Here is an 18921-nt window from a genome sequence, read left to right on the forward strand (position 1 = left end):
GGTGCCGTGCCGTAATCTCGGGCCCGGAGCCCGTCGTTCTCGGGCTCCGCTTCACCGCGATTCACAGCCAGCTATGGGGTTGCACGTCACATGACAGCGATTTCGCTCGGAATGCCCGCCGTACCGACCAAGCTCGCCGACCGGCGCGCGAGTCGGAAGATCCATGTGGGAGCGGTGGCGGTCGGCGGCGACGCACCCGTCTCCGTCCAGTCCATGACCACCACCAACACCGCGGACATCGGGGCCACCCTCCAGCAGATCGCCGAACTGACCGCCTCCGGCTGCCAGATCGTCCGGGTCGCCTGCCCCTCGCAGGACGACGCCGCGGCGCTGCCGGTGATCGCCAGGAAGTCGCAGATCCCGGTGATCGCCGACATCCATTTTCAGCCCAAGTACGTGTTCCAGGCGATCGACGCCGGCTGCGCGGCGGTGCGCGTCAACCCGGGCAACATCCGCCAGTTCGACGACAAGGTCAAGGAGATCGCCAAGGCCGCTTCGGACGCGGGTGTGCCCATCAGGATCGGCGTCAACGCCGGCTCGCTGGACAAGCGGCTCCTCCAGAAGTACGGGAAGGCCACCCCTGAGGCGCTGGTGGAGTCCGCGCTGTGGGAGTGCTCCCTCTTCGAGGAGCACGGCTTCCGGGACATCAAGATCTCGGTCAAGCACAACGACCCGGTGGTCATGGTGAACGCCTACCGCCAGCTCGCCGCGCAGTGCGACTACCCGCTGCACCTGGGCGTGACCGAGGCGGGGCCGGCGTTCCAGGGCACGATCAAGTCCGCGGTCGCCTTCGGCGCCCTGCTGTCCGAGGGGATCGGGGACACCATCAGGGTCTCCCTCTCGGCGCCCCCGGTGGAGGAGGTGAAGGTGGGGATCCAGATCCTGGAGTCCCTCAACCTCCGCCAACGTGGCCTGGAGATCGTGTCCTGCCCCTCGTGCGGCCGTGCGCAGGTCGACGTCTACAAGCTCGCGGACGAGGTGACGGCGGGCCTGGAGGGCATGGAGGTCCCGCTGCGAGTGGCCGTGATGGGCTGCGTCGTCAATGGCCCGGGGGAGGCCCGGGAGGCCGACCTCGGTGTGGCCTCCGGCAACGGCAAGGGGCAGATCTTCGTCAAGGGCGAGGTCATCAAGACCGTACCGGAGTCCAAGATCGTGGAGACTCTCATCGACGAGGCGATGAAGATCGCCGAGGAGATGGAGAAGGACGGTGTCAGTTCCGGCGAGCCGGAGGTCTCGGTCAGCTGACTCGATGCCTCGTGGCGCTGCGGCGTCTACGCGCCATCCGTTGACTCCGCTCGGACCGCTCAACAGCGACGACGGCGCCGACGCCGCGACGAAACAGGAGAGGTGGGCCGCTCGCGGGAGGGGTACAGTGCGGGAGATCGATACCGCCCTCAGGCCAGGGTGAGGCGCCCGTGCTGACCACCACCAACACCAGGGTTCTGGAACCCGACGAGCTGGCCGACGCTCTCGCCGTGCTGCGGCGTGAGCCGGTGAACAACGCCTTTGTCGCTTCCCGTGTGTACGCCTCGGGCCTCGACCCCTGGCGTCTCGGCGGGGAGATGTGGGGCTGGTTCCACCGGGGCAGCCTGAAGTCGCTGTGTTACGCCGGGGCCAACCTCGTACCCATCTGCGCCGGCCCCGAGGCGGTGTACGCCTTCGCCGAGCGGGCCCGCCGACAGGGGCGCCGTTGTTCCTCGCTGGTGGGTCCGGCCGACCCCACCGCCGCGTTGTGGGCCTACCTGGAGCCCCACTGGGGGCCCGCACGCGACGTACGGTCCCGGCAGCCCCTGATGGTGACCGACACCCTGGCCACCGACGTCGCCCCGGATCCCTGGGTCAGACGGCTCCGCAAGGACGAGATGGATCTGGTCATGCCGGCCTCCGTCGCCATGTTCACCGAGGAGGTGGGCGTCTCCCCGCTGGCCGGTGACGGTGGCCTGGTCTACCAGGCGCGGGTCGCCGAACTCCTGGGCGCGGGAAGGGCGTTCGCCCGGGTCGAGGACGGCAAGGTGGTGTTCAAGGCCGAGATCGGCGCCGCCACGCCCCACGCGTGCCAGATCCAGGGGGTGTGGGTCGCCCCCGAGTACCGGGGCCAGGGGTTGGCCAAGACGGGTATGGCGGCGGTGCTGCGGTTCGCGCTGAACGAAATCGCCCCGGTGGCCAGCCTCTATGTCAACGACTACAACCTGCCCGCCCGGTCGGTGTACCGCGCTGTGGGGTTCCGCGACGTCGGCGCCTTCATGAGCGTGCTGTTCTGACGGTGCGGCAGTAGCCTCCCCGCATGTCGCACTCACCGGGTCACCCGAGCGAACACTCCAGCGTCGCCGTGGAGCCGCTGGACCTCGCGGCCCGCGTGGACGAGGCGCTGGCCGTGCAGGCCCTGGCCTTCGGGCTCACCGACGAGGAGATGGCCATCCGCCGTCCCATCGTGCTCCGTCACCTCGCGCACCCCCAGGCGAGGGCGCTCGGTGCCACGCGGGACGACGGAAGGTTGGTGGGCTTCGTCTACGGGATGCCGAACGAGCGGGGCCAGTGGTGGTCGACCGTGGTGGAGCCGTACCTCCGCCACCACGGCCAACAGCACTGGCTGGAGGACTCCTTCGTGATCACCGAGCTTCACGTCCTTCCCTCGTTCCAGGGACGTGGGCTGGGACGGCGCCTGATCACCAGGCTGACCGACGCGGCGACGCAGCCGAAGTCGCTGCTCTCGGCCCTGTACCTGGAGAGTCCGGCGCGCGTGCTGTACCGCCGGCTCGGTTACCGGGAGCTGACCGGGCAGGTCTACTTCCCCAGTGCCACGAGCCCGTACGTGGTGATGGGCGCCCCGCTGCCGCTCCGTCGGCGCTAGGAGCGGCACGGACCGGTCACCGCCCTGATACGCGGCGCGGTTTCCGCACCGTACGCGGCGGGCGTTACTCTCCTCACAGCCTCTTGCCGCGGGTACCGCGCTTGAGCCCTTCGGTACGTCCCAAGCATGGAGAAGACCTCATGGCAGCCCGAGTCCAGCGCCTTTCCCAGTTGATGCTCAAGACGCTGCGGGACGATCCGGCCGACGCCGAGACGCTGAGCCACAAGCTGCTGGTACGCGCCGGCTACGTACGGCGCACCGCTGCCGGGGTCTGGTCCTGGCTGCCCCTTGGCAAACAGGTGTACGAGAACGTCGCCCGTGTGGTGCGCGAGGAGATGGACGCGATCGGGGGGCAGGAGGTGCTGCTGCCCGCCCTTCTGCCCAAGGAGCCCTACGAGGCCACCGGACGGTACGAGGAGTACGGCGACCTGCTGTTCCGGCTGCGGGACCGCAAGGGCGGCGACTACCTGTTGGGGCCCACCCACGAGGAGATCTTCACCCAGGTGGTGAAGGACCAGTGCACCTCGTACCGCGACCTGCCAGTGATCCTCTACCAGATCCAGACCAAGTACCGCGACGAGGCCCGCCCGCGCTCCGGGATCCTGCGCGGTCGGGAGTTCCAGATGAAGGACTCCTACTCCTTCGACCTCGACGACGAGGGGCTGGCCCATGCCTACGCCCTGCACCGTGGGGCCTACCAGCGGATCTTCGAGCGGCTTGGCCTTGACTACCGCGTCGTCTCCGCGGTCTCCGGCGCCATGGGCGGTTCCGCCTCCGAGGAGTTCCTGGCTCCCGCGGCGGCCGGTGAGGACACCTTCGTGTCCTGCCCTTCGTGTGGCTACGCGGCCAACACCGAGGCGTTCACCGTCACTGTTCCCGCCGGCGCCGTCGACGGGCATCCCGCGCCCGAGGAGGTGGCCACACCGGACACCCCCACCATCGAGGCCATGGCCGACTTCCTGGGCGTCCCGGCCTCCGCCACGCTGAAGAACCTGTTGATCAAGGTGGACGGTGAGATCGTCGCCGTGGGCGTACCCGGCGACCGTGAGGTGGACCTCGGCAAGCTGGGCGAAGCGCTCGCCCCGGCCGTGGTGGAGATGGTGACGGCGGAGGACTTCGTCGAACGCCCGGACCTGGTACGCGGCTACGTCGGCCCCCAGGACGGCATGGCGGGCAAGGCCTTCCGCTACCTCGCCGACCCCCGGGTGGCCGTGGGCACCACCTGGATCACCGGTGCCAACAAGCCGGACACCCACGTGCGGAACGTGGTGTGCGGACGTGACTTCGAGGTGGACCAGTACGTGGATGTCGCCGAGGTGCAGCCGGGCGACCCCTGCCCCCGGTGCGACGCCGGAGTGGAACTGGACCGAGCGATCGAAATCGGCCACATTTTCCAGCTGGGGCGCAAGTACGCGGACGCCTTCGAACTCGATGTGCTGGGCCAGAACGGCAAGCCGGTCCGCGTCACCATGGGCTCCTACGGCGTCGGGGTCTCCCGTGCCGTGGCGGCCCTCGCCGAACAGACCGCTGACGACCAGGGCCTCTGCTGGCCCCGCGAGGTTGCCCCGGCCGACGTGCACGTGGTCGCCGCCGGCAAGGCCGCGCAGACCGAACTCGCCCTCGAACTGGCCGACAGCCTCTCGGCGGCCGGGGTACGGGTGATCGTGGACGACCGGGCGGGCGTCTCGCCCGGAGTGAAGTTCACCGACGCCGAACTCGTGGGCGTCCCCACCATCCTGATCGCCGGCAGGGGCGCGCCGCAGCGGGTGGTGGAACTCAAGGACCGGCGCACCGGCGAGCGCGAGGAACTGTCGGTGGACGACGCCCTCGCCCGGATCACCGCCCTGACTCGGCACGATCCGACTCAGAGCCAGCCGGCGAACTCCCACAGCAACTGAGCCTCTCCCCCTCCACCCACGGGTAGCTGGCGCAGCGCGGACTCCACGGCGCGGTACAGCGACCAGGCCCGGACTCGTTCTCGGTCCAGTTCGAGGGAGTCCGCCAGGGTGCGGATCCGGCGTCGCGTCATGGACGCGGCGCCGGGGGAGGCCACCAGGTCGTGCAGCCTGTCACGTACGAGCCGGGCGATGTCGTACGCGGGTTCACCGATCAGTGGCTCTGGTCCCACCGCCAGCCAAGGAGCGCGGTCCGAGGGGGAGGCCAGCACCGCCGCCTGCCGGAAGTCACCGTGCAGCAGCCTCGGTTCAGGGGCGGAAGCGAGAAGCTCTTCGCGGAGTCGGAGCGCCTCGTCAACCAGGGGTAGCGCCTCGGGCGGTGCGGTCAGCGGCCAGCGGGTCACCGACGGCGCCGTCTGCGCGGCGACGGAGCGGAAGCGGGTGTCCCCAGGGGGCGGGACCCAGAGCCGGCGTACGACGGAGGCGGCTTCCAACAGGGCCTTCGCCTCGGGCAGGGAGCGGAGTGACACCTCGCTCCTGGCCCGCTCCAGCAACAGCGCGCCCCGTCGGATGTCCGTACGCACCAGACGTACCGCTCCCAGACCTCCCCAGCACTCCAGAGCAGCGCTCTCCGCCTCAACGGACCGCGCCGTCCACGCGTCAGGGGACTCCTCGTCCGGCGGGGACGGTGGCAGCAGCTTGAGCGCCGTCGGCGCGCCGCCGGGCTGCCTGGTCAGCACCACCAGGCTGCGGCGTCCGCCGGGCACCACCAGGCGCTCAGGGGACAGGTCCCACGCGTCGAGCAGTTCGTCCACCACGGCGGGCAGGCTCCGCAACCACCGGTGTGCCTCCGCACCGTCGGGGCTGTCGAGCAGCGCCCGCACCAACCGCTGTGGAAGCTCCCCGGGCTGGACGAACGGCATCAGTGGGGTCCCGCCTTTCGAGTCGATGGGTACGCGGTCGAGTGTCCGTGACGGATACCTCCGGTCCCCTCGAGCGACGGGTGAGGTGGCTACCGCCGTCCCTCCGAAGCCCGTGGGGCTGGTGGGATTACTGCGGACGCCTCCCCTCGTTCGCACGTCAGCCCTGTCGGCTCGTCGCCCGGCCCGAAGCGCCGCCGCCGCGACGACCTCCGCTCCTGTCGTACGGCACCGGTCGGGCTCAGTGCCCATCCCTCGTGAACCGGACGACGCACCCTAGGCGCGACCCGACGTCTGTGGTGAGGGACTGGCCTCGCCGCGGGCCAGCTCCGTCATCCCGGGAAACGCCACGCTCCGGCCGCGCCATCGCACCGAACGAACCGCCGCTTCACGCAGGGCACTGGCGGCGTCGCGCCGCAGCTCGCCCGACGCCGCCCGAACCAGGTCCGCGTAGACGGCGGCGACCCGGTCCTCCAGTTCGGCCGCCAAACGGACCGCGGCCTTCGCGTCGTCGACGGGAAACGGCAACGCGTAGGCCCCGGCGGAGGACGCCGGCCGCCCCCCGAGATCCCGTACGGCCCGCCGCAACACCTCGCGCCGGGCGCGGTGCCCCTCGAAGGCGGTGCGCGCCTGGTCCCGGTGCTCTTCGGACACGTGGCTGCCCACCACGCCGTAGCCGTACACGGCCGCATGTTCGGCCTCCAGCGCGGCCTGTGCCGCGGACAGGGCCTCGGGCGAACCGTCCCGCGTCAGCGTCCCGCTCATCCAGCGCCTCCCTGACCGTCGACAGGTGACTTCTCGCCCAGCAACAGGGCGTGTGTGGCTCCGGCGGCGGCGAGAGAGGCCAGCAGCCGGGCCACTTCCGGGGGTGCGGTCACCAGGGCCTTGGTCCGGGCGTCGGCGACCAGCCGTTCCTGTCTGGCGAGCTCGGCCAGAGCCTGGTCCTCGTCCTTCGGCACCGTCGGCGCGGGACGGTCACGGCGCTGCGTGGAGCCGGGGGAGCTCTGCTCGGTGTCCAACTCCCTGATGTGCGCGGTGACTTCGTCTCGCAGCGGGCGGAGCCGGTCGGCGAGGTCGGGGTGCGCCTTGGCCGTGGCTCGGTAGCGTGCGAGCAACTCGCGGCTCTCCAGAGCGGTGCTGCGTCGTAGGCGGGGTTCCGCCGCCGGTGGGCCCCCGCCCCGGGCCTCAGAGGCCGTGCACCCCGAGGTGACGGTCACGCCGGTGCCGGTGGTCACGACCAGAGCGGTCGCGAGAACAGAGCGTCTCCGTGGGAGGGAGGACGTGGGGGGGAAGAGCGGCATCGAACACTCCCTGGGCAGTGGCGCGTCCCCTCACCTCGGGACGAGGGGCCTGTGAGCGCCGGTCTGACCAGTCATATCAGCGGCGATCACGGCACGTGAGAGTACCGCTCCTCCCGCGCGTCGTCGCCGCAGCCCCCGCCGCACGGAAGCCGCGTCCCGTCCGGTCGGCGGAGCCCCCCGGACGCGCTACGCTTGCCCCCGGAAAGTCACGACGCCCCACAACAGCAGACGCGGCCGAGGAGTCACCCGGATGAGCACCACCCAGCACGAGAGGCTGCGAGGACTACTGGAGCCGCTCGTGACCGAACAGGGGCTGGACCTCGAGGAGATCGAGGTGACACCGGCGGGCAAGCGCAGAGTCCTCAGAGTGGTCGTCGACTCCGACGAGGGCGTGGAGCTGGACACCTGCGCGGAGCTGAGCCGCTCGCTGTCCACGGTGCTGGACGATCAGGACGCGATGGGCGGGGCCCCGTACGTCCTGGAGGTCACTTCCCCGGGTGCCGAACGACCGCTGACCGAGTTGCGCCACTACCGCCGGGCCAGGGGGCGGCTGATGAGGGCCACCCTGAACGAGCCGGCGGGGGGCGGCGAACTGGTGGCCCGCATCATGAGCGTCGACGACGAGGGCCTCGACCTTGAAGTGCCCGGAGTGAAGGGGCGCAAGCCAACGGACCGACGCCTGGCCTTCGGGGACATCGTCAGGGCCCGTGTCGAGATCGAGTTCAACCGCAAGGCCGCTGAGAAGGCAGCACGTGTGTCCGCGGCCGACGAGGAGCAGGAGGAAGCGTAGCCGTGGACATCGACATGAGCGCCCTACGGGGACTGGTCAGGGAGAAGGAGATCTCCTTCGACCTGTTGGTGGAGGCCATCGAGTCAGCACTGCTGATCGCCTACCACCGCACCGAGGGCAGCCGGCGCAACGCACGTGTGGAGTTGGACCGCAAGAGCGGTCACGTGACGGTGTGGGCCAAGGAGGACGCGGAGGACCTCGAAGAGGGCGCCGAGCCGCGCGAGTTCGACGACACCCCCTCGGGTTTCGGCCGCATCGCGGCGACCACGGCGAAGCAGGTCATCCTGCAGCGTCTGCGCGACGCCGAGGAGGAAGTCACCTTCGGCGAGTACGCGGGGCGCGAGGGCGACGTGGTCACCGGCGTGGTCCAGCAGGGCAAGGACCCCAAGAGCGTGCTGGTGGACATCGGCAAGCTGGAGGCCATCCTCCCGCCCCAGGAACAGGTGCCGGGCGAGGACTACGCCCATGGCACGAGGCTGCGCACCTACGTGGTGAGGGTCGCCAAGGGCGTGCGTGGACCTTCGGTCACCCTTTCCCGCACCCACCCCAACCTGGTGAAGAAGCTGTTCGCCCTCGAGGTCCCGGAGATCGCGGAGGGGGCCGTGGAGATCGCGGCCATCGCCCGTGAGGCGGGCCACCGTACGAAGATCGCGGTGCGGTCGACCAGGACCGGGCTGAACGCCAAGGGTGCCTGCATCGGCCCCATGGGCGGTCGCGTCCGCAACGTCATGGCCGAGTTGCAGGGTGAGAAGATCGACATCGTCGACTGGTCCGAGGACCCGGCAGAGTTGGTGGCCAACGCGCTCTCCCCGGCGAGGGTGAGCAAGGTGGAGGTCATCGACCTGGCGTCCCGGTCGGCCCGGGTGGTCGTCCCCGACTATCAGCTTTCCCTGGCCATCGGCAAGGAAGGGCAGAACGCCCGCCTGGCGGCCCGTTTGACGGGGTGGCGTATCGACATCCGACCGGACACCGAGGGCCAGGGAGCGGCTTCCGACGAGGGGCGGTCCTCCGTCGTCGAGCCCACCGAGGAGAGCTGACACCGCTCCAGACCCTTCGTCTGTCGCCGTGGTGTCTCCTTCCCGGATTCAGGGCGGGCGGCGACGGCCGCACGCCCTGGGGCCAGGCTTGTGCGCTGCGACGGTGCGCGAGGTACTGGACCGCTGAGGGCCTCGGGCGACCCGGTGGCTGGCTGAAACGTGGATCGGCGCTCACACCCGGCAACAGACGGGTGGAGCGGGGAGGTAGGATTGAATCTGTCTGGCCGGACGTGCCCTCGAGCGCGCCCTGAACGCATGTGTGTGGGGTGCCGAGGGCGATCCGTCAAGGACGATCTGCTGCGTGTGGTGTTGAGCGAGGGGCGGTGCGTCCCCGATCATCGCGGTACGCTGCCCGGTCGGGGTGCCTATGTGCACCCCAAGGTGACCTGCCTTGACTCGGCCCTCCGGCGCCGGGCGTTCCCCAGGGCTCTTCGGAGTGGGGGACCGCTTGACACCACGGAGTTGTTCCATGACGTGGAGCGTCTGGAACAGGGATCGGCGCAGCGTCCGATAGACACGTAAGACGACCCGTGTGGAACCCCGCGCGGGCTAGGTACCTCGCGAGTTGGAAGTAGGTCGAGATTGCGATGAGCACTCGATGAGTACGCGATGAGTACGCCCATGAAGTAGCGAAGGTCCGGCGGAACGACTACCCCGGACCGTAAAGGAGCGAAGTGGCTAAGGTCCGGGTATACGAACTCGCCAAGGAGTTCGGAGTAGAGAGCAAGGTCGTCATGGCCAAGCTCCAAGAACTTGGCGAATTCGTCCGTTCGGCGTCCTCGACGATTGAGGCGCCGGTCGTACGCAAACTCACTGACGCGTTCGACGCGGACGGTGGCGCCGGCGGCGCCAAGAAGTCCTCGTCGAAGCAGGCGGCGTCGCGCAAGACGGCCGCCCCCAAGCCAGGTGCCCCCAAGCCGGGCGCTACCGCGAAGACCTCCGCACCCAAGCCGGGTGCTCCCAAGCCGGCCGCCCCGAAGCCGGCTGCTCCCGCCAAGCCGAGCGACGACGTCGCGGACGTCGTGAAGGAACAGCCGAGCGCCGCGCCCGCCCCAGGCCCCCGGCCCACGCCGGGTCCCAAGCCGGGGCCCGCGCAGCCGGCCGCGCCGTCCAAGCCGGAGTTCACCTCCCCCGCGGCGGCGAGCAACGCACCCAAGCCGGGTGCTCCCAAGCCGAGCCAGGCGCCGAAGCCCGGTCAGGGCCGAGGCCAGGGCCAGGGCCCCAAGCCCGGTGGCGGGCAGGCCCCGAAGCCCGGCGCGCGGCCGTCCGGGCCTCGTCCCGGAAACAACCCCTTCACCTCCGGTGGTTCCACCGGCATGGCGCGTCCGCAGGCGCCCCGTCCGGGAGGCGCCCCGCGTCCCGGTGGTGCGCCCGGCCAGGGCGGTGGCGGCCCCCGTCCGCAGGGTGGCGGTCCCCGTCCCCAGGCGCCCGGTGGTGCTCGTCCCAGCCCGGGCAACATGCCCCGTCCGCAGGGCGGTCAGGGTGGCGCTCCCCGTCCGGGCGGCGGTAACCGGCCGAACCCGGGCATGATGCCGCAGCGTCCCGCTGCGGGCGGTCGTCCTGGCGGCGGCCCGGGCCGTGGTGGCCCCGCTGGCGGCGGTGGCCGTCCGGGCGGTGCTCCCGGTCGCGGCGGCGGCGGTGGCGGCTTCGCCGGCCGTGGTCGTCCCGGTGGCGGCGGTGGCGGTGGCGGCTTCGCCGGTCGTCCGGGTGGTGGCGGCTTCGGCGGTCGCCCCGGTTTCGGCGGTCGTCCCGGTGGTCCCGGTGGCCGTGGTGGCACGCAGGGCGCCTTCGGTCGCCCCGGCGGCCCGGCACGTCGTGGCCGCAAGTCGAAGCGGCAGCGTCGCCAGGAGTACGAGCAGATGCAGGCGCCGTCGGTGGGTGGCGTGATGCTGCCGCGCGGCAAGGGCGAGACGGTGCGTCTCTCCCGTGGTGCCTCGCTGACGGACTTCGCGGAGAAGATCAACGCCAACCCGGCTTCGCTGGTGCAGGTGATGTTCAACCTGGGCGAGATGGTGACCGCCACTCAGTCCGTCTCCGACGAGACCCTGCACCTGCTGGGCGAGGAGATGAACTACGTCGTCCAGATCGTCAGCCCGGAGGAGGAGGACCGCGAGCTGCTCGAGTCCTTCGACATCGAGTTCGGCGAGGACGAGGGCGGCGAGAAGGCGCTGGTGCCGCGTCCGCCGGTGGTGACCGTCATGGGTCACGTCGACCACGGTAAGACGCGACTGCTGGACGCCATCCGCAAGACCAACGTCATCGAGGGCGAGGCCGGCGGCATCACCCAGCACATCGGCGCCTACCAGGCGGCCACCGATGTGAACGGTGAGGAGCGCAAGCTCACCTTCATTGACACCCCTGGTCACGAGGCGTTCACCGCCATGCGTGCCCGTGGTGCCAAGTCCACGGACATCGCGATCCTGGTGGTCGCGGCCAACGACGGTGTGATGCCGCAGACCATCGAGGCGTTGAACCACGCCAAGGCCGCGGACGTGCCGATCGTGGTGGCGGTCAACAAGATCGACGTCGAGGGCGCCGACCCCACCAAGGTGCGCGGTCAGCTGACCGAGTACGGCCTCGTCGCCGAGGAGTACGGCGGCGAGACCATGTTCGTGGACATCTCCGCCAAGCAGGGGGAGAACATCGACTCCCTGCTGGAGGCCGTGGTGCTGACCGCGGACGCGGCGCTCGACCTGCGGGCCAACCCCGACCAGGACGCCCAGGGCATCGCCATCGAGGCGCACCTGGACCGGGGACGCGGCGCCGTGGCGACCGTGCTCGTACAGCGGGGCACCCTGCGGGTCGGCGACACCATGGTGGTCGGCGACGCCTACGGCCGGGTGCGCGCGATGCTCGACGACAAGGGCGAGAACATCAAGGAAGCGGGCCCCTCAACGCCCGTACTGGTACTGGGTCTGACCAACGTGCCCGGCGCCGGTGACAACTTCCTGGTCGTGAACGAGGACCGGACCGCCCGCCAGATCGCCGAGAAGCGTGCCGCCCGTGAGCGGAACGCGGCCTTCGCCAAGCGCACCCGCCGGGTCTCCCTGGAGGACCTGGACAAGGTGCTCAAGGCCGGCGAGGTCCAGCAGCTCAACCTCATCATCAAGGGCGACGCCTCCGGTTCGGTCGAGGCCCTGGAGTCCTCGCTGCTGCAGCTGGACGTCGGCGACGAGGTCGACCTGAGGATCCTTCACCGCGGCGTCGGTGCCGTCACCGAGACGGACATCGACCTGGCGACGGGTTCCGACGCCATCGTGATCGGCTTCAACGTCCGTGCCGAGGGGCGCGCGACGCAGATGGCCGAGCGCGAGGGTGTCGACGTCCGCTACTACTCGGTGATCTACCAGGTCATCGAGGAGATCGAGGCGGCCCTGAAGGGGATGCTCAAGCCCGAGTACGAGGAGGTCGAGCTGGGCACCGCGGAGATCCGCGAGGTCTTCCGCTCCTCCAAGCTGGGCAACATCGCCGGTGTCCTCATCCGCAGCGGTGAGGTCAAGAGGAACACCAAGGCGCGGCTGCTGCGTGACGGCAAGGTCGTCGCGGAGAACCTCAACATCGAGGGTCTGCGCCGCTTCAAGGACGACGTCACCGAGATTCGGGAAGGCTTCGAGGGCGGTATCAACCTCGGCAGCTACAACGACATCAAGGTGGACGACGTCATCGCCACCTACGAGATGAGGGAGAAGCCGCGCGGCTGATCCCCAGGTGACGGGGCCGTCGGCGCACTCGGTGCGTCGGCGGCCCCGTACCGCGTGGGGCCACCCCTCGTACCGCAATTCCCTCGATCACCCTGAGCGCGCCGTGTACCGTGCTGCTGTCCCGTTGATCGACGGGACGTCTGACGAGGCCTTCCGGGTCGGCTCTGACCCGTACCGCATGTATTTCGGAACCCTGTCGTTCGATCTTCTGTTGGGCGACGTACGGTCGTTGAAGCAGAAGCGTTCCGTGGTCCGCCCCCTCGTCGCCGAGCTGCGACGGAAGTACGCGGTGAGTGCCGCGGAAGTGGGGGAGCAGGACCTGTATCGAAGGGCCGTGATCGGCCTGGGTGTGGTCTCCGGGGACCCGGCCCACATCACTGAGGTGCTGGACGCTTGCGAGCGCATGGTCGCCGCACGTCCAGAGGTGGAGTTGCTGTCGGTCCGACGGCGCTTCCACGGAGATGAAGACGAGTAACAAGGCGGGCCCCGGTGGCCCGTTCGTACCGAGAAGAGGAAGAAGCGCATGGCCGACACCGCGCGGGCACGCAAACTCGCTGACCGCATCAGGGTCGTGGTCGCCGAGACGCTCCAGCGACGTATCAAGGACCCACGGCTCGGCTATGTCACGGTCACCGACGCCAGGGTGACCGGTGACCTCAGGGAGGCCACGGTCTTCTACACCGTGTACGGCGACGAGGAGGAACGCGTCTCCTCGGCAGCCGCCCTGGAGAGCGCCAAGGGGGTGCTCCGTTCCGAGGTCGGCAGGCAGACCGGGGTGCGGCACACCCCCTCGCTGACCTTCGTGCTGGATGCCCTGCCGGAGAACGCCCGCACCATCGACGATCTCCTGGACCGGGCGAGGGCGGCTGACGCCGAGGTACGCGAGCGCTCCACCGGAGCCACCTACGCGGGGGACGCGGATCCCTACGCCAAGCCGGCGACGGACGACGAGTCGGAACGGACCCCAGGGGACGAGGGCGCCTGACCCATGGCGAGGAAGCGTGACAACGGTCCCGGCGGGTTGCTGATCGTCGACAAGCCGTCGGGATTCACCTCACACGACATCGTGGCGAAGGTCCGTGGGATGGCCCGTACCCGACGCGTCGGCCACGCGGGGACACTGGACCCCCTGGCCACCGGGGTGCTGGTGGTGGGCCTGGAGCGGGCGACGCGGCTCCTGGGGCACCTGGCGCTCACGGAGAAGGAGTACGTGGCCACGGTGCGCCTGGGACAGGCGACGGTCACGGACGACGCCGAGGGCGAGGTACTGGCCACCGAGCCGGTGGCCGGGGTGACCCGGAAACGGGTCGAGGAGGCGATCGCCAGGCTCACCGGTGAGATCAAGCAGGTTCCCTCGAAGGTCAGCGCGGTGAAGGTGGACGGCAAGCGTTCCTACGCGCGGGTCCGCGAGGGGGAAGAGGTGGAGTTGGCCGCACGGACGGTCACGGTCTCCCGCTTCGACCTGCACGCCTTCCACGAGGAGAGCACCGACGACGGCAGCCCCGTGGTGGACCTGCTGGTCTCGGTGGTGTGCTCTTCGGGCACCTACGTACGCGCCCTGGCCCGCGACCTGGGTGCCGACCTCGGAGTGGGCGGCCACCTGACCGCGCTGCGGCGTACCCGGGTCGGCCCCTACGGACTGGACGCGGCCCGAGGGCTGGAGGAGTTGCAGAAGGGCGTGGACGAGGCGCGGGCCGAGGCGGAGGAGGGCGCGCCGTCGGAGCGGTCCGGTGACCGGGACCAGGAGTGGGAGCCGGGACGGGGGATGCCGGTGATCCCCCTGGGCGATGCCGCCGCTGCCGCGTTCCCCCAGTGGCGGGTGAACGCCGAGCACGCGCGGTTGCTGGGCAACGGTGCGCGCATCCCGATGCCCGAGGTGGGTGAGGGAGGTCCGGTGGCAGTGTTCGGGCCGGGCGGGGAGTTCCTGGCCCTGGTAGAGCGGCACGACGGTAGGTCCAAGAGCCTGGCCGTCTTCGTCTGATACCCGCCGACACCGGTGCTGGCCTGTCTAAGCACGTACGAGGCGGTGGGGGCGGTTCCCGGAAGTCCTCGGGCCCGGTACGCGTTGCTCCGACCTTCCGAGAGCCTCCGGCGTGTGGTCGGAACCACTGGCTCCCGGTGGGCAACTCCCGCCAACGTCCTGGGGACTGGAGGGAGTTGACCGTGGGGCGGATCACTGGGTTCGATGGTCCACCCCACGGCTCCCCTCCTTATTTCTTTGTCTCCATATCCATTTGGAGCCAAGCATTCACTTCCCCGTCTGAGCGGCGGTTGCACCTCCGGGGCGCACGGAGGACGCGCGTTGCTCGGGGGCACTGGCGTTCTCCCCCGTCCGCCTTCAGCGTGCCGCCCGCGCTCTGGTGCGCGCCCCCGCGCCGTCGACGCGGTGCGCGGCGGTGGCGGAAGTGACCGGCGTGGCAAGGGCGTTGCGCTCGCGGTGGCGCCCCGTCGCCGCTCTCGTGGCCGCGACGACGCAGCCGAACGGACGGTGTTCCGGGACCGGCTCGGGGCTCTGGGGCGCCGTCGCCGCGAACGCCGTGCGGACACGGGTCCGATGCATGGTCAGGACCAGCGGCATGGCAGTCTTGGAGCGGCGAACGCAGGGAACTCACAAGGCAAGGAGCAGGCACGGTGCAGCGCTGGCGTGGCTTGGAGGACATCCCCGAGGGTTGGGGGCGAAGCGTTGTCACCATCGGCTCCTACGACGGGGTACACCGTGGCCACCAGCTGATCATCGGCCGTACGGTCGAGCGCGCCCGCCAACTGGGACTGCCCTCGGTGGTCGTCACCTTCGATCCGCACCCCAACGAGGTGGTACGGCCGGGAAGCCATCCCCCACTGCTCGCGCCGCACCCGCGCAGGGCCGAACTGATGGCGGAACTGGGCGTGGACGCCGTGCTGGTGATCCCGTTCACCGCCGGGTTCTCCAAGCTGTCACCCGCCGATTTCGTGGTGAAGATCCTCGTAGAGAAGCTTCACGCCCGCTCCGTGGTGGAGGGGCCGAACTTCCGGTTCGGCCACCGGGCCGCCGGTGACGTCGCGCTGCTGGAGGAACTGGGCGACACCTACGACTTCGACGTGACCGTCCTCGACCTCGGCGCCGGAGAGGGGCGGGACGGCCAGCCCTACTCCTCCACCCTGGTACGGCGCCTGATCGCCGCCGGCGACGTCGCCGACGCCGCGCGGGTGTTGGGGCGTCCCCACCGGGTGGAGGGCGTGGTGGTACGGGGCGCCCAGCGTGGGCGCGAACTCGGCTACCCGACGGCCAACGTGGAGACCCTGCCCCACACCGCCGTCCCTGCGGACGGGGTCTACGCCGGCTGGCTGGTGGTGGAGGGGGAGGCGATGCCGGCCGCGATCTCCGTGGGCACCAACCCACAGTTCGACGGCACCGAGCGCACCGTCGAGGCGTACGCCATCGACCGTGTCGGCCTGGACCTGTACGGGCTCCACGTGGCCGTGGAGTTCCTCGCCTTCCTGCGAGGCCAGGAGAAGTTCGAGACCCTTGACGCCCTGCTGGAACGCATGGCCCACGACGTGGATCGCGCCCGCGCCCTGGTGGCCCGGGCTGACCGCCACTGAGTCCCGGCAGACCGGTCGCGAACGACCGGTCCCCACGCCCCACTCCGACCGGGGCCTCACGCGGCGTCCACGCCGGAACGGTACTGACGCGCCTCGGCCCTCAACGGTCGTCCTTCTCTGACGCGTGGACGGCGCGGTACGCACCGTCGGTGCCCCGCGCCGTCCACGTGAGGGGGGTGGGACCGAACCGGGTCCCACCCCCCTCACGTGACACCGGCTCGCGAGGCCAGCGCCGACGGCGCTGTGCCGACGCGTACGGTCACCAGCCCTGTTGCTGCCCCATACCGGGCGGCTGCGGGTACTGGCCGCCCTGCGGCAGCTGCTGCGGTGCGCCGGCCTGCCCCGGGTAACCGCCCTGCCCGGGCAGTGGGGGAGCCAGTTGCGGGGGTGGGGCGCCCGCACCACCGGTCCACAACCCCTGTTCCTTCTGGGCCCGGGAGAAGTCCTCGGCGATCATCGCCGACAGGTTGAAGTACGCGTCCCTGGTCTTGGGTCGCATCAGCTCCAGGTCCAGTTCGGCTCCGGCGGCCAGGTGCTCGTCGAACGGGATGACGACCACGCCACGGCACCGGGTCTCGAAGTGGTTGACGATGTCGTCGACCTTGATCATCTTTCCGGTCTCCCGGACGCCGGAGATCACCGTGACGCTCCGCCGCACCAGATCTCCGTAGCCGTGCGCGGCCAGCCAGTCCAGGGTGGTGCTGGCGCTGGACGCCCCGTCCACGGACGGGGTGGAGATGATGATCAACTGGTCGGCCAGGTCGAGTACTCCACGCATGGCGCTGTAGAGGAGGCCCGTACCCGAGTCGGTGAGGATGATCGGGTACTGCTTGCCCAGGACGTCGATCACCCGGCGGTAGTCCTGGTCGTTGAAGGTCGTGGAGACGGCCGGGTCGACGTCGTTCGCCAGGATCTCCAGACCCGACGGGGCCTGGGAGGTGAACCGGCGGATGTCCATGTAGCTGTTCAGGTAGGGGATGGCCGTCACCAGGTCACGGATGGTCGCACCGGTCTCCCGGCGCACCCGGCGGCCCAGCGTGCCCGCGTCGGGGTTGGCGTCGATGGCGATGACCTTGTCCTGCCGCTCGGTCGCGAGCGTCGACCCCAGAGCCGTGGTGGTCGTCGTCTTCCCCACGCCGCCCTTGAGGCTGATCACGGCGATGCGGTAGCAGGAGAGCACCGGCGTGCGGATGAGGGACAGCTTGCGCTGCCGCTCCTCCTCGGCCGCCTTGCCCCCGAACCGGAAGAAGGAGCGCCCGGACTGGGGCTTGGGCTTCTTCTTCTGGTTGATCAGCCGGTCCGAGGTCAACTCGACGTTGGCGGTGTACCCCAGCTGGGTGTTGCTCTGCGGCTGCTGTGTCGACGGACCGCCACCCTGGGAGTCCAGGGGCGCGGGCAGCCCCGGACCGCCCTGCGGTTGGCCGGGCATCGGCGGGCCTCCCGGGAAGCCCTGCTGGGGTGGCTGGGCCTGGGACGGCAGGCCGGTGGGAGGCACCGGAACACCGCCCTGCTGCGGCTGCGACGGAGGCGGCGGCGAGGGCACGGCGGGCGGCTGGGGCACCTGGTTCGCCGCCGGGAGGGCGGACCGCTGGGGCCCCCCGGGCTGCTGGGCGCCCGGATGTCCCTGGGGGTACCCGTACCCGCTTTCCTGGCCCTGCGGGTAGCCGTAACCCTCCGTCCGCTGTGCGGGGAGCTGGCCCTGGGGATAGCCGTAGCCCTGCTGCTGGGGCGCGGGGTGCGAACCGGCAGCAGGAGGCGTGGGGGAGGGGGTGGGCGGCGTCTGACCGTCGCCCTGCCACGGAGGCCCCGGAAGGGGGGCGTTCGGCGCGCTCGACGGGCCCTGCTGAACCTCTGCCGGGGGCGTTGGCGCGGCCGGTGGCTGCGGACCGGCAGGCTGCTGTCCGGGAGTGTGGCCGGCCTGTCCGGGACTGACCGAACGCTGCGACATCGGAGCGCTCACCGCGTCACTTATCGAGGCGGGCTGGTAGTGGGGCGGCAACGGGGGAAGGCCCTGCGGAAGCCCCTGACCGGAAGAGGGCGCCCACGCGTCCTCGGGCTGCGGCGTGGACGGCGGAGCGTCCTGGGGTTCGGCCGGCCGAGCGTCCTCGGGCTCGGGTGCGGGCCGCTCCGCCCGGGGGTCCGGCCCCAGGCCCTGGGGCGGCGTCGGCACCTCGCGTGTGTGGGACTCGGGAATCCGGTCGGCCGGCTCCTCGGAAGAAGTGCCCCCGGAGGGCAAGGGGCCCTCCCGTTCGGCCAGTTGGCGCTTCACGTCGCCCACGTAGAAGCGCATGGTGGAGTGGCCCCCCACCTCGTCGTCGTTCTCCGCGGTGTCCTCCGCCGCTCCGGCGTCGGCAGCGCGCGGTTCTTCGGTCCGGGACGCCTCGTCCGAGTCCTCGGCTCCGGCCCGCCGCCCCGCGATGTCCTTCGGCGGGGTGAAGGTGAACGTGTGGTCGGAGACGGCGTCCTGGGGCGTCTCGGAGACGAGAGGAGCCCCCGCGTTCCCCTCCGGCTCCTGGTCCCCGCTCCGGTTCGGCTCCTCGTCCCGGACCTCCGCGGCGTCCGGGCTGAAGGAGGGGAGGGGAGGCGCCGTGGCCGGCATCGCCGGCAACTCCCCGCCGTCGTCCGGGATACCGCCGTGCTGGGTCCGGTCCCCGTCCGAGGACGCCGACTCCTCACCCGAGGAACGCCCTTCCTCCTCCGTGTACCAGGCCGGGGGCGTGTAGTCGATGGTGAACTGCCCCGTCGACTCACGTCCAGAATCACTGTCCGATTCGAGCCGACCGGTATCGGGCTCATGCTCCCCGACGCGGATCTCATCCCGATCGCTGCTCACAACGCCTCCTG

16 protein-coding genes are annotated in these 18921 nt (G+C 70.6%); 12 read left to right on the forward strand and 4 right to left on the reverse strand.

Annotated elements, in window-relative coordinates; genetic code table 11:
• Positions 1–90: 90 nt before the first annotated feature.
• The 4 genes from ispG (at position 91) to ABZT14_RS24065 (ending at position 4749) form a co-directional block, all read left to right on the forward strand.
• Positions 91–1245 (forward strand): flavodoxin-dependent (E)-4-hydroxy-3-methylbut-2-enyl-diphosphate synthase, encoded by a 1155-nt coding sequence (ispG, locus tag ABZT14_RS24050; protein ID WP_356306166.1) that lies wholly within the window; start codon positions 91–93, stop codon positions 1243–1245.
• Between the two features lie 170 nt (positions 1246–1415).
• Positions 1416–2261, forward strand: a complete 846-nt coding sequence (locus ABZT14_RS24055) for a GNAT family N-acetyltransferase (RefSeq protein WP_356306168.1) — start codon at positions 1416–1418, stop codon at positions 2259–2261.
• A gap of 23 nt (positions 2262–2284) precedes the next feature.
• A complete protein-coding gene (locus ABZT14_RS24060; RefSeq protein WP_356306170.1) occupies positions 2285–2851 on the forward strand; it encodes a GNAT family N-acetyltransferase in 567 nt (188 codons plus the stop codon).
• Between the two features lie 140 nt (positions 2852–2991).
• Complete coding sequence (locus ABZT14_RS24065) at positions 2992–4749, forward strand: proline--tRNA ligase (RefSeq protein WP_356306172.1); 1758 nt, start codon at positions 2992–2994, stop codon at positions 4747–4749.
• On the opposite strand, the gene ABZT14_RS24070 is transcribed toward ABZT14_RS24065, so the two are convergent.
• From ABZT14_RS24070 to ABZT14_RS24080, 3 genes are all read right to left on the reverse strand, one after another.
• Entirely contained in the window at positions 4716–5669 is a 954-nt protein-coding gene (locus ABZT14_RS24070) for an aminoglycoside phosphotransferase family protein (protein WP_356306175.1), read from the reverse strand. The two genes, ABZT14_RS24065 and ABZT14_RS24070, sit on opposite strands and share 34 nt — an antisense overlap.
• 273 nt (positions 5670–5942) lie before the next feature.
• On the reverse strand, positions 5943–6431 hold the full coding sequence (locus tag ABZT14_RS24075; protein ID WP_356306177.1) for a ferritin-like domain-containing protein: 489 nt from the start codon (positions 6429–6431) through the stop codon (positions 5943–5945).
• Complete coding sequence (locus ABZT14_RS24080; protein ID WP_356306179.1) at positions 6428–6901, reverse strand: hypothetical protein; 474 nt, start codon at positions 6899–6901, stop codon at positions 6428–6430. The genes ABZT14_RS24075 and ABZT14_RS24080 overlap by 4 nt, the downstream gene beginning before the upstream one ends.
• Positions 6902–7217: 316 nt before the next feature.
• Between ABZT14_RS24080 and rimP the strand changes: the two genes are divergently transcribed.
• The 8 genes from rimP (at position 7218) to ABZT14_RS24120 (ending at position 16077) form a co-directional block, all read left to right on the forward strand.
• Complete coding sequence (rimP, locus tag ABZT14_RS24085) at positions 7218–7757, forward strand: ribosome maturation factor RimP (protein ID WP_356306181.1); 540 nt, start codon at positions 7218–7220, stop codon at positions 7755–7757.
• A gap of 2 nt (positions 7758–7759) precedes the next feature.
• Positions 7760–8794, forward strand: a complete 1035-nt coding sequence (gene nusA, locus ABZT14_RS24090) for a transcription termination factor NusA (RefSeq protein WP_356306183.1) — start codon at positions 7760–7762, stop codon at positions 8792–8794.
• A gap of 216 nt (positions 8795–9010) precedes the next feature.
• On the forward strand, positions 9011–9316 hold the full coding sequence (locus tag ABZT14_RS24095) for a YlxR family protein (RefSeq protein ID WP_356306245.1): 306 nt from the start codon (positions 9011–9013) through the stop codon (positions 9314–9316).
• Between the two features lie 152 nt (positions 9317–9468).
• Positions 9469–12495: a translation initiation factor IF-2 gene (gene infB / locus ABZT14_RS24100; protein WP_356306185.1), complete on the forward strand. Its 3027-nt coding sequence runs from the start codon at positions 9469–9471 to the stop codon at positions 12493–12495.
• 178 nt (positions 12496–12673) lie between these two features.
• On the forward strand, positions 12674–12970 hold the full coding sequence (locus ABZT14_RS24105; protein WP_356306187.1) for a DUF503 domain-containing protein: 297 nt from the start codon (positions 12674–12676) through the stop codon (positions 12968–12970).
• A 48-nt stretch (positions 12971–13018) separates the two neighbouring features.
• On the forward strand, positions 13019–13480 hold the full coding sequence (rbfA, locus tag ABZT14_RS24110) for a 30S ribosome-binding factor RbfA (RefSeq protein WP_356306189.1): 462 nt from the start codon (positions 13019–13021) through the stop codon (positions 13478–13480).
• Between the two features lie 3 nt (positions 13481–13483).
• Positions 13484–14476, forward strand: coding sequence for a tRNA pseudouridine(55) synthase TruB (gene truB, locus ABZT14_RS24115; RefSeq protein WP_356306191.1), 993 nt, complete (start codon positions 13484–13486; stop codon positions 14474–14476).
• A 650-nt stretch (positions 14477–15126) separates the two neighbouring features.
• On the forward strand, positions 15127–16077 hold the full coding sequence (locus tag ABZT14_RS24120; RefSeq protein WP_356306193.1) for a bifunctional riboflavin kinase/FAD synthetase: 951 nt from the start codon (positions 15127–15129) through the stop codon (positions 16075–16077).
• 259 nt (positions 16078–16336) lie between these two features.
• Here the strand turns inward: ABZT14_RS24120 and ABZT14_RS24125 are convergent, their stop codons facing one another.
• Complete coding sequence (locus ABZT14_RS24125; protein ID WP_356306195.1) at positions 16337–18910, reverse strand: SCO5717 family growth-regulating ATPase; 2574 nt, start codon at positions 18908–18910, stop codon at positions 16337–16339.
• Positions 18911–18921: the final 11 nt, after the last annotated feature.

The organism is Streptomyces sp. NPDC005438 (genome assembly GCF_040606315.1).
In the GTDB taxonomy this organism is placed as follows: Bacteria; Actinomycetota; Actinomycetes; order Streptomycetales; family Streptomycetaceae; genus Streptomyces.

What these genes read in the sequence shown, in the direction of transcription:
- ispG (WP_356306166.1), top strand. Translation starts at nt 91, where the DNA reads ATGACAGCGATTTCGCTCGGAATGCCCGCCGTACCGACCAAGCTCGCC.
- ABZT14_RS24060 (WP_356306170.1), top strand. Translation starts at nt 2,285, where the DNA reads ATGTCGCACTCACCGGGTCACCCGAGCGAACACTCCAGCGTCGCCGTG.
- ABZT14_RS24065 (WP_356306172.1), top strand. Translation starts at nt 2,992, where the DNA reads ATGGCAGCCCGAGTCCAGCGCCTTTCCCAGTTGATGCTCAAGACGCTG.
- ABZT14_RS24070 (WP_356306175.1), bottom strand. Translation starts at nt 5,669, where the DNA reads ATGCCGTTCGTCCAGCCCGGGGAGCTTCCACAGCGGTTGGTGCGGGCG.
- ABZT14_RS24075 (WP_356306177.1), bottom strand. Translation starts at nt 6,431, where the DNA reads ATGAGCGGGACGCTGACGCGGGACGGTTCGCCCGAGGCCCTGTCCGCG.
- rimP (WP_356306181.1), top strand. Translation starts at nt 7,218, where the DNA reads ATGAGCACCACCCAGCACGAGAGGCTGCGAGGACTACTGGAGCCGCTC.
- ABZT14_RS24105 (WP_356306187.1), top strand. Translation starts at nt 12,674, where the DNA reads ATGTATTTCGGAACCCTGTCGTTCGATCTTCTGTTGGGCGACGTACGG.
- rbfA (WP_356306189.1), top strand. Translation starts at nt 13,019, where the DNA reads ATGGCCGACACCGCGCGGGCACGCAAACTCGCTGACCGCATCAGGGTC.
- truB (WP_356306191.1), top strand. Translation starts at nt 13,484, where the DNA reads ATGGCGAGGAAGCGTGACAACGGTCCCGGCGGGTTGCTGATCGTCGAC.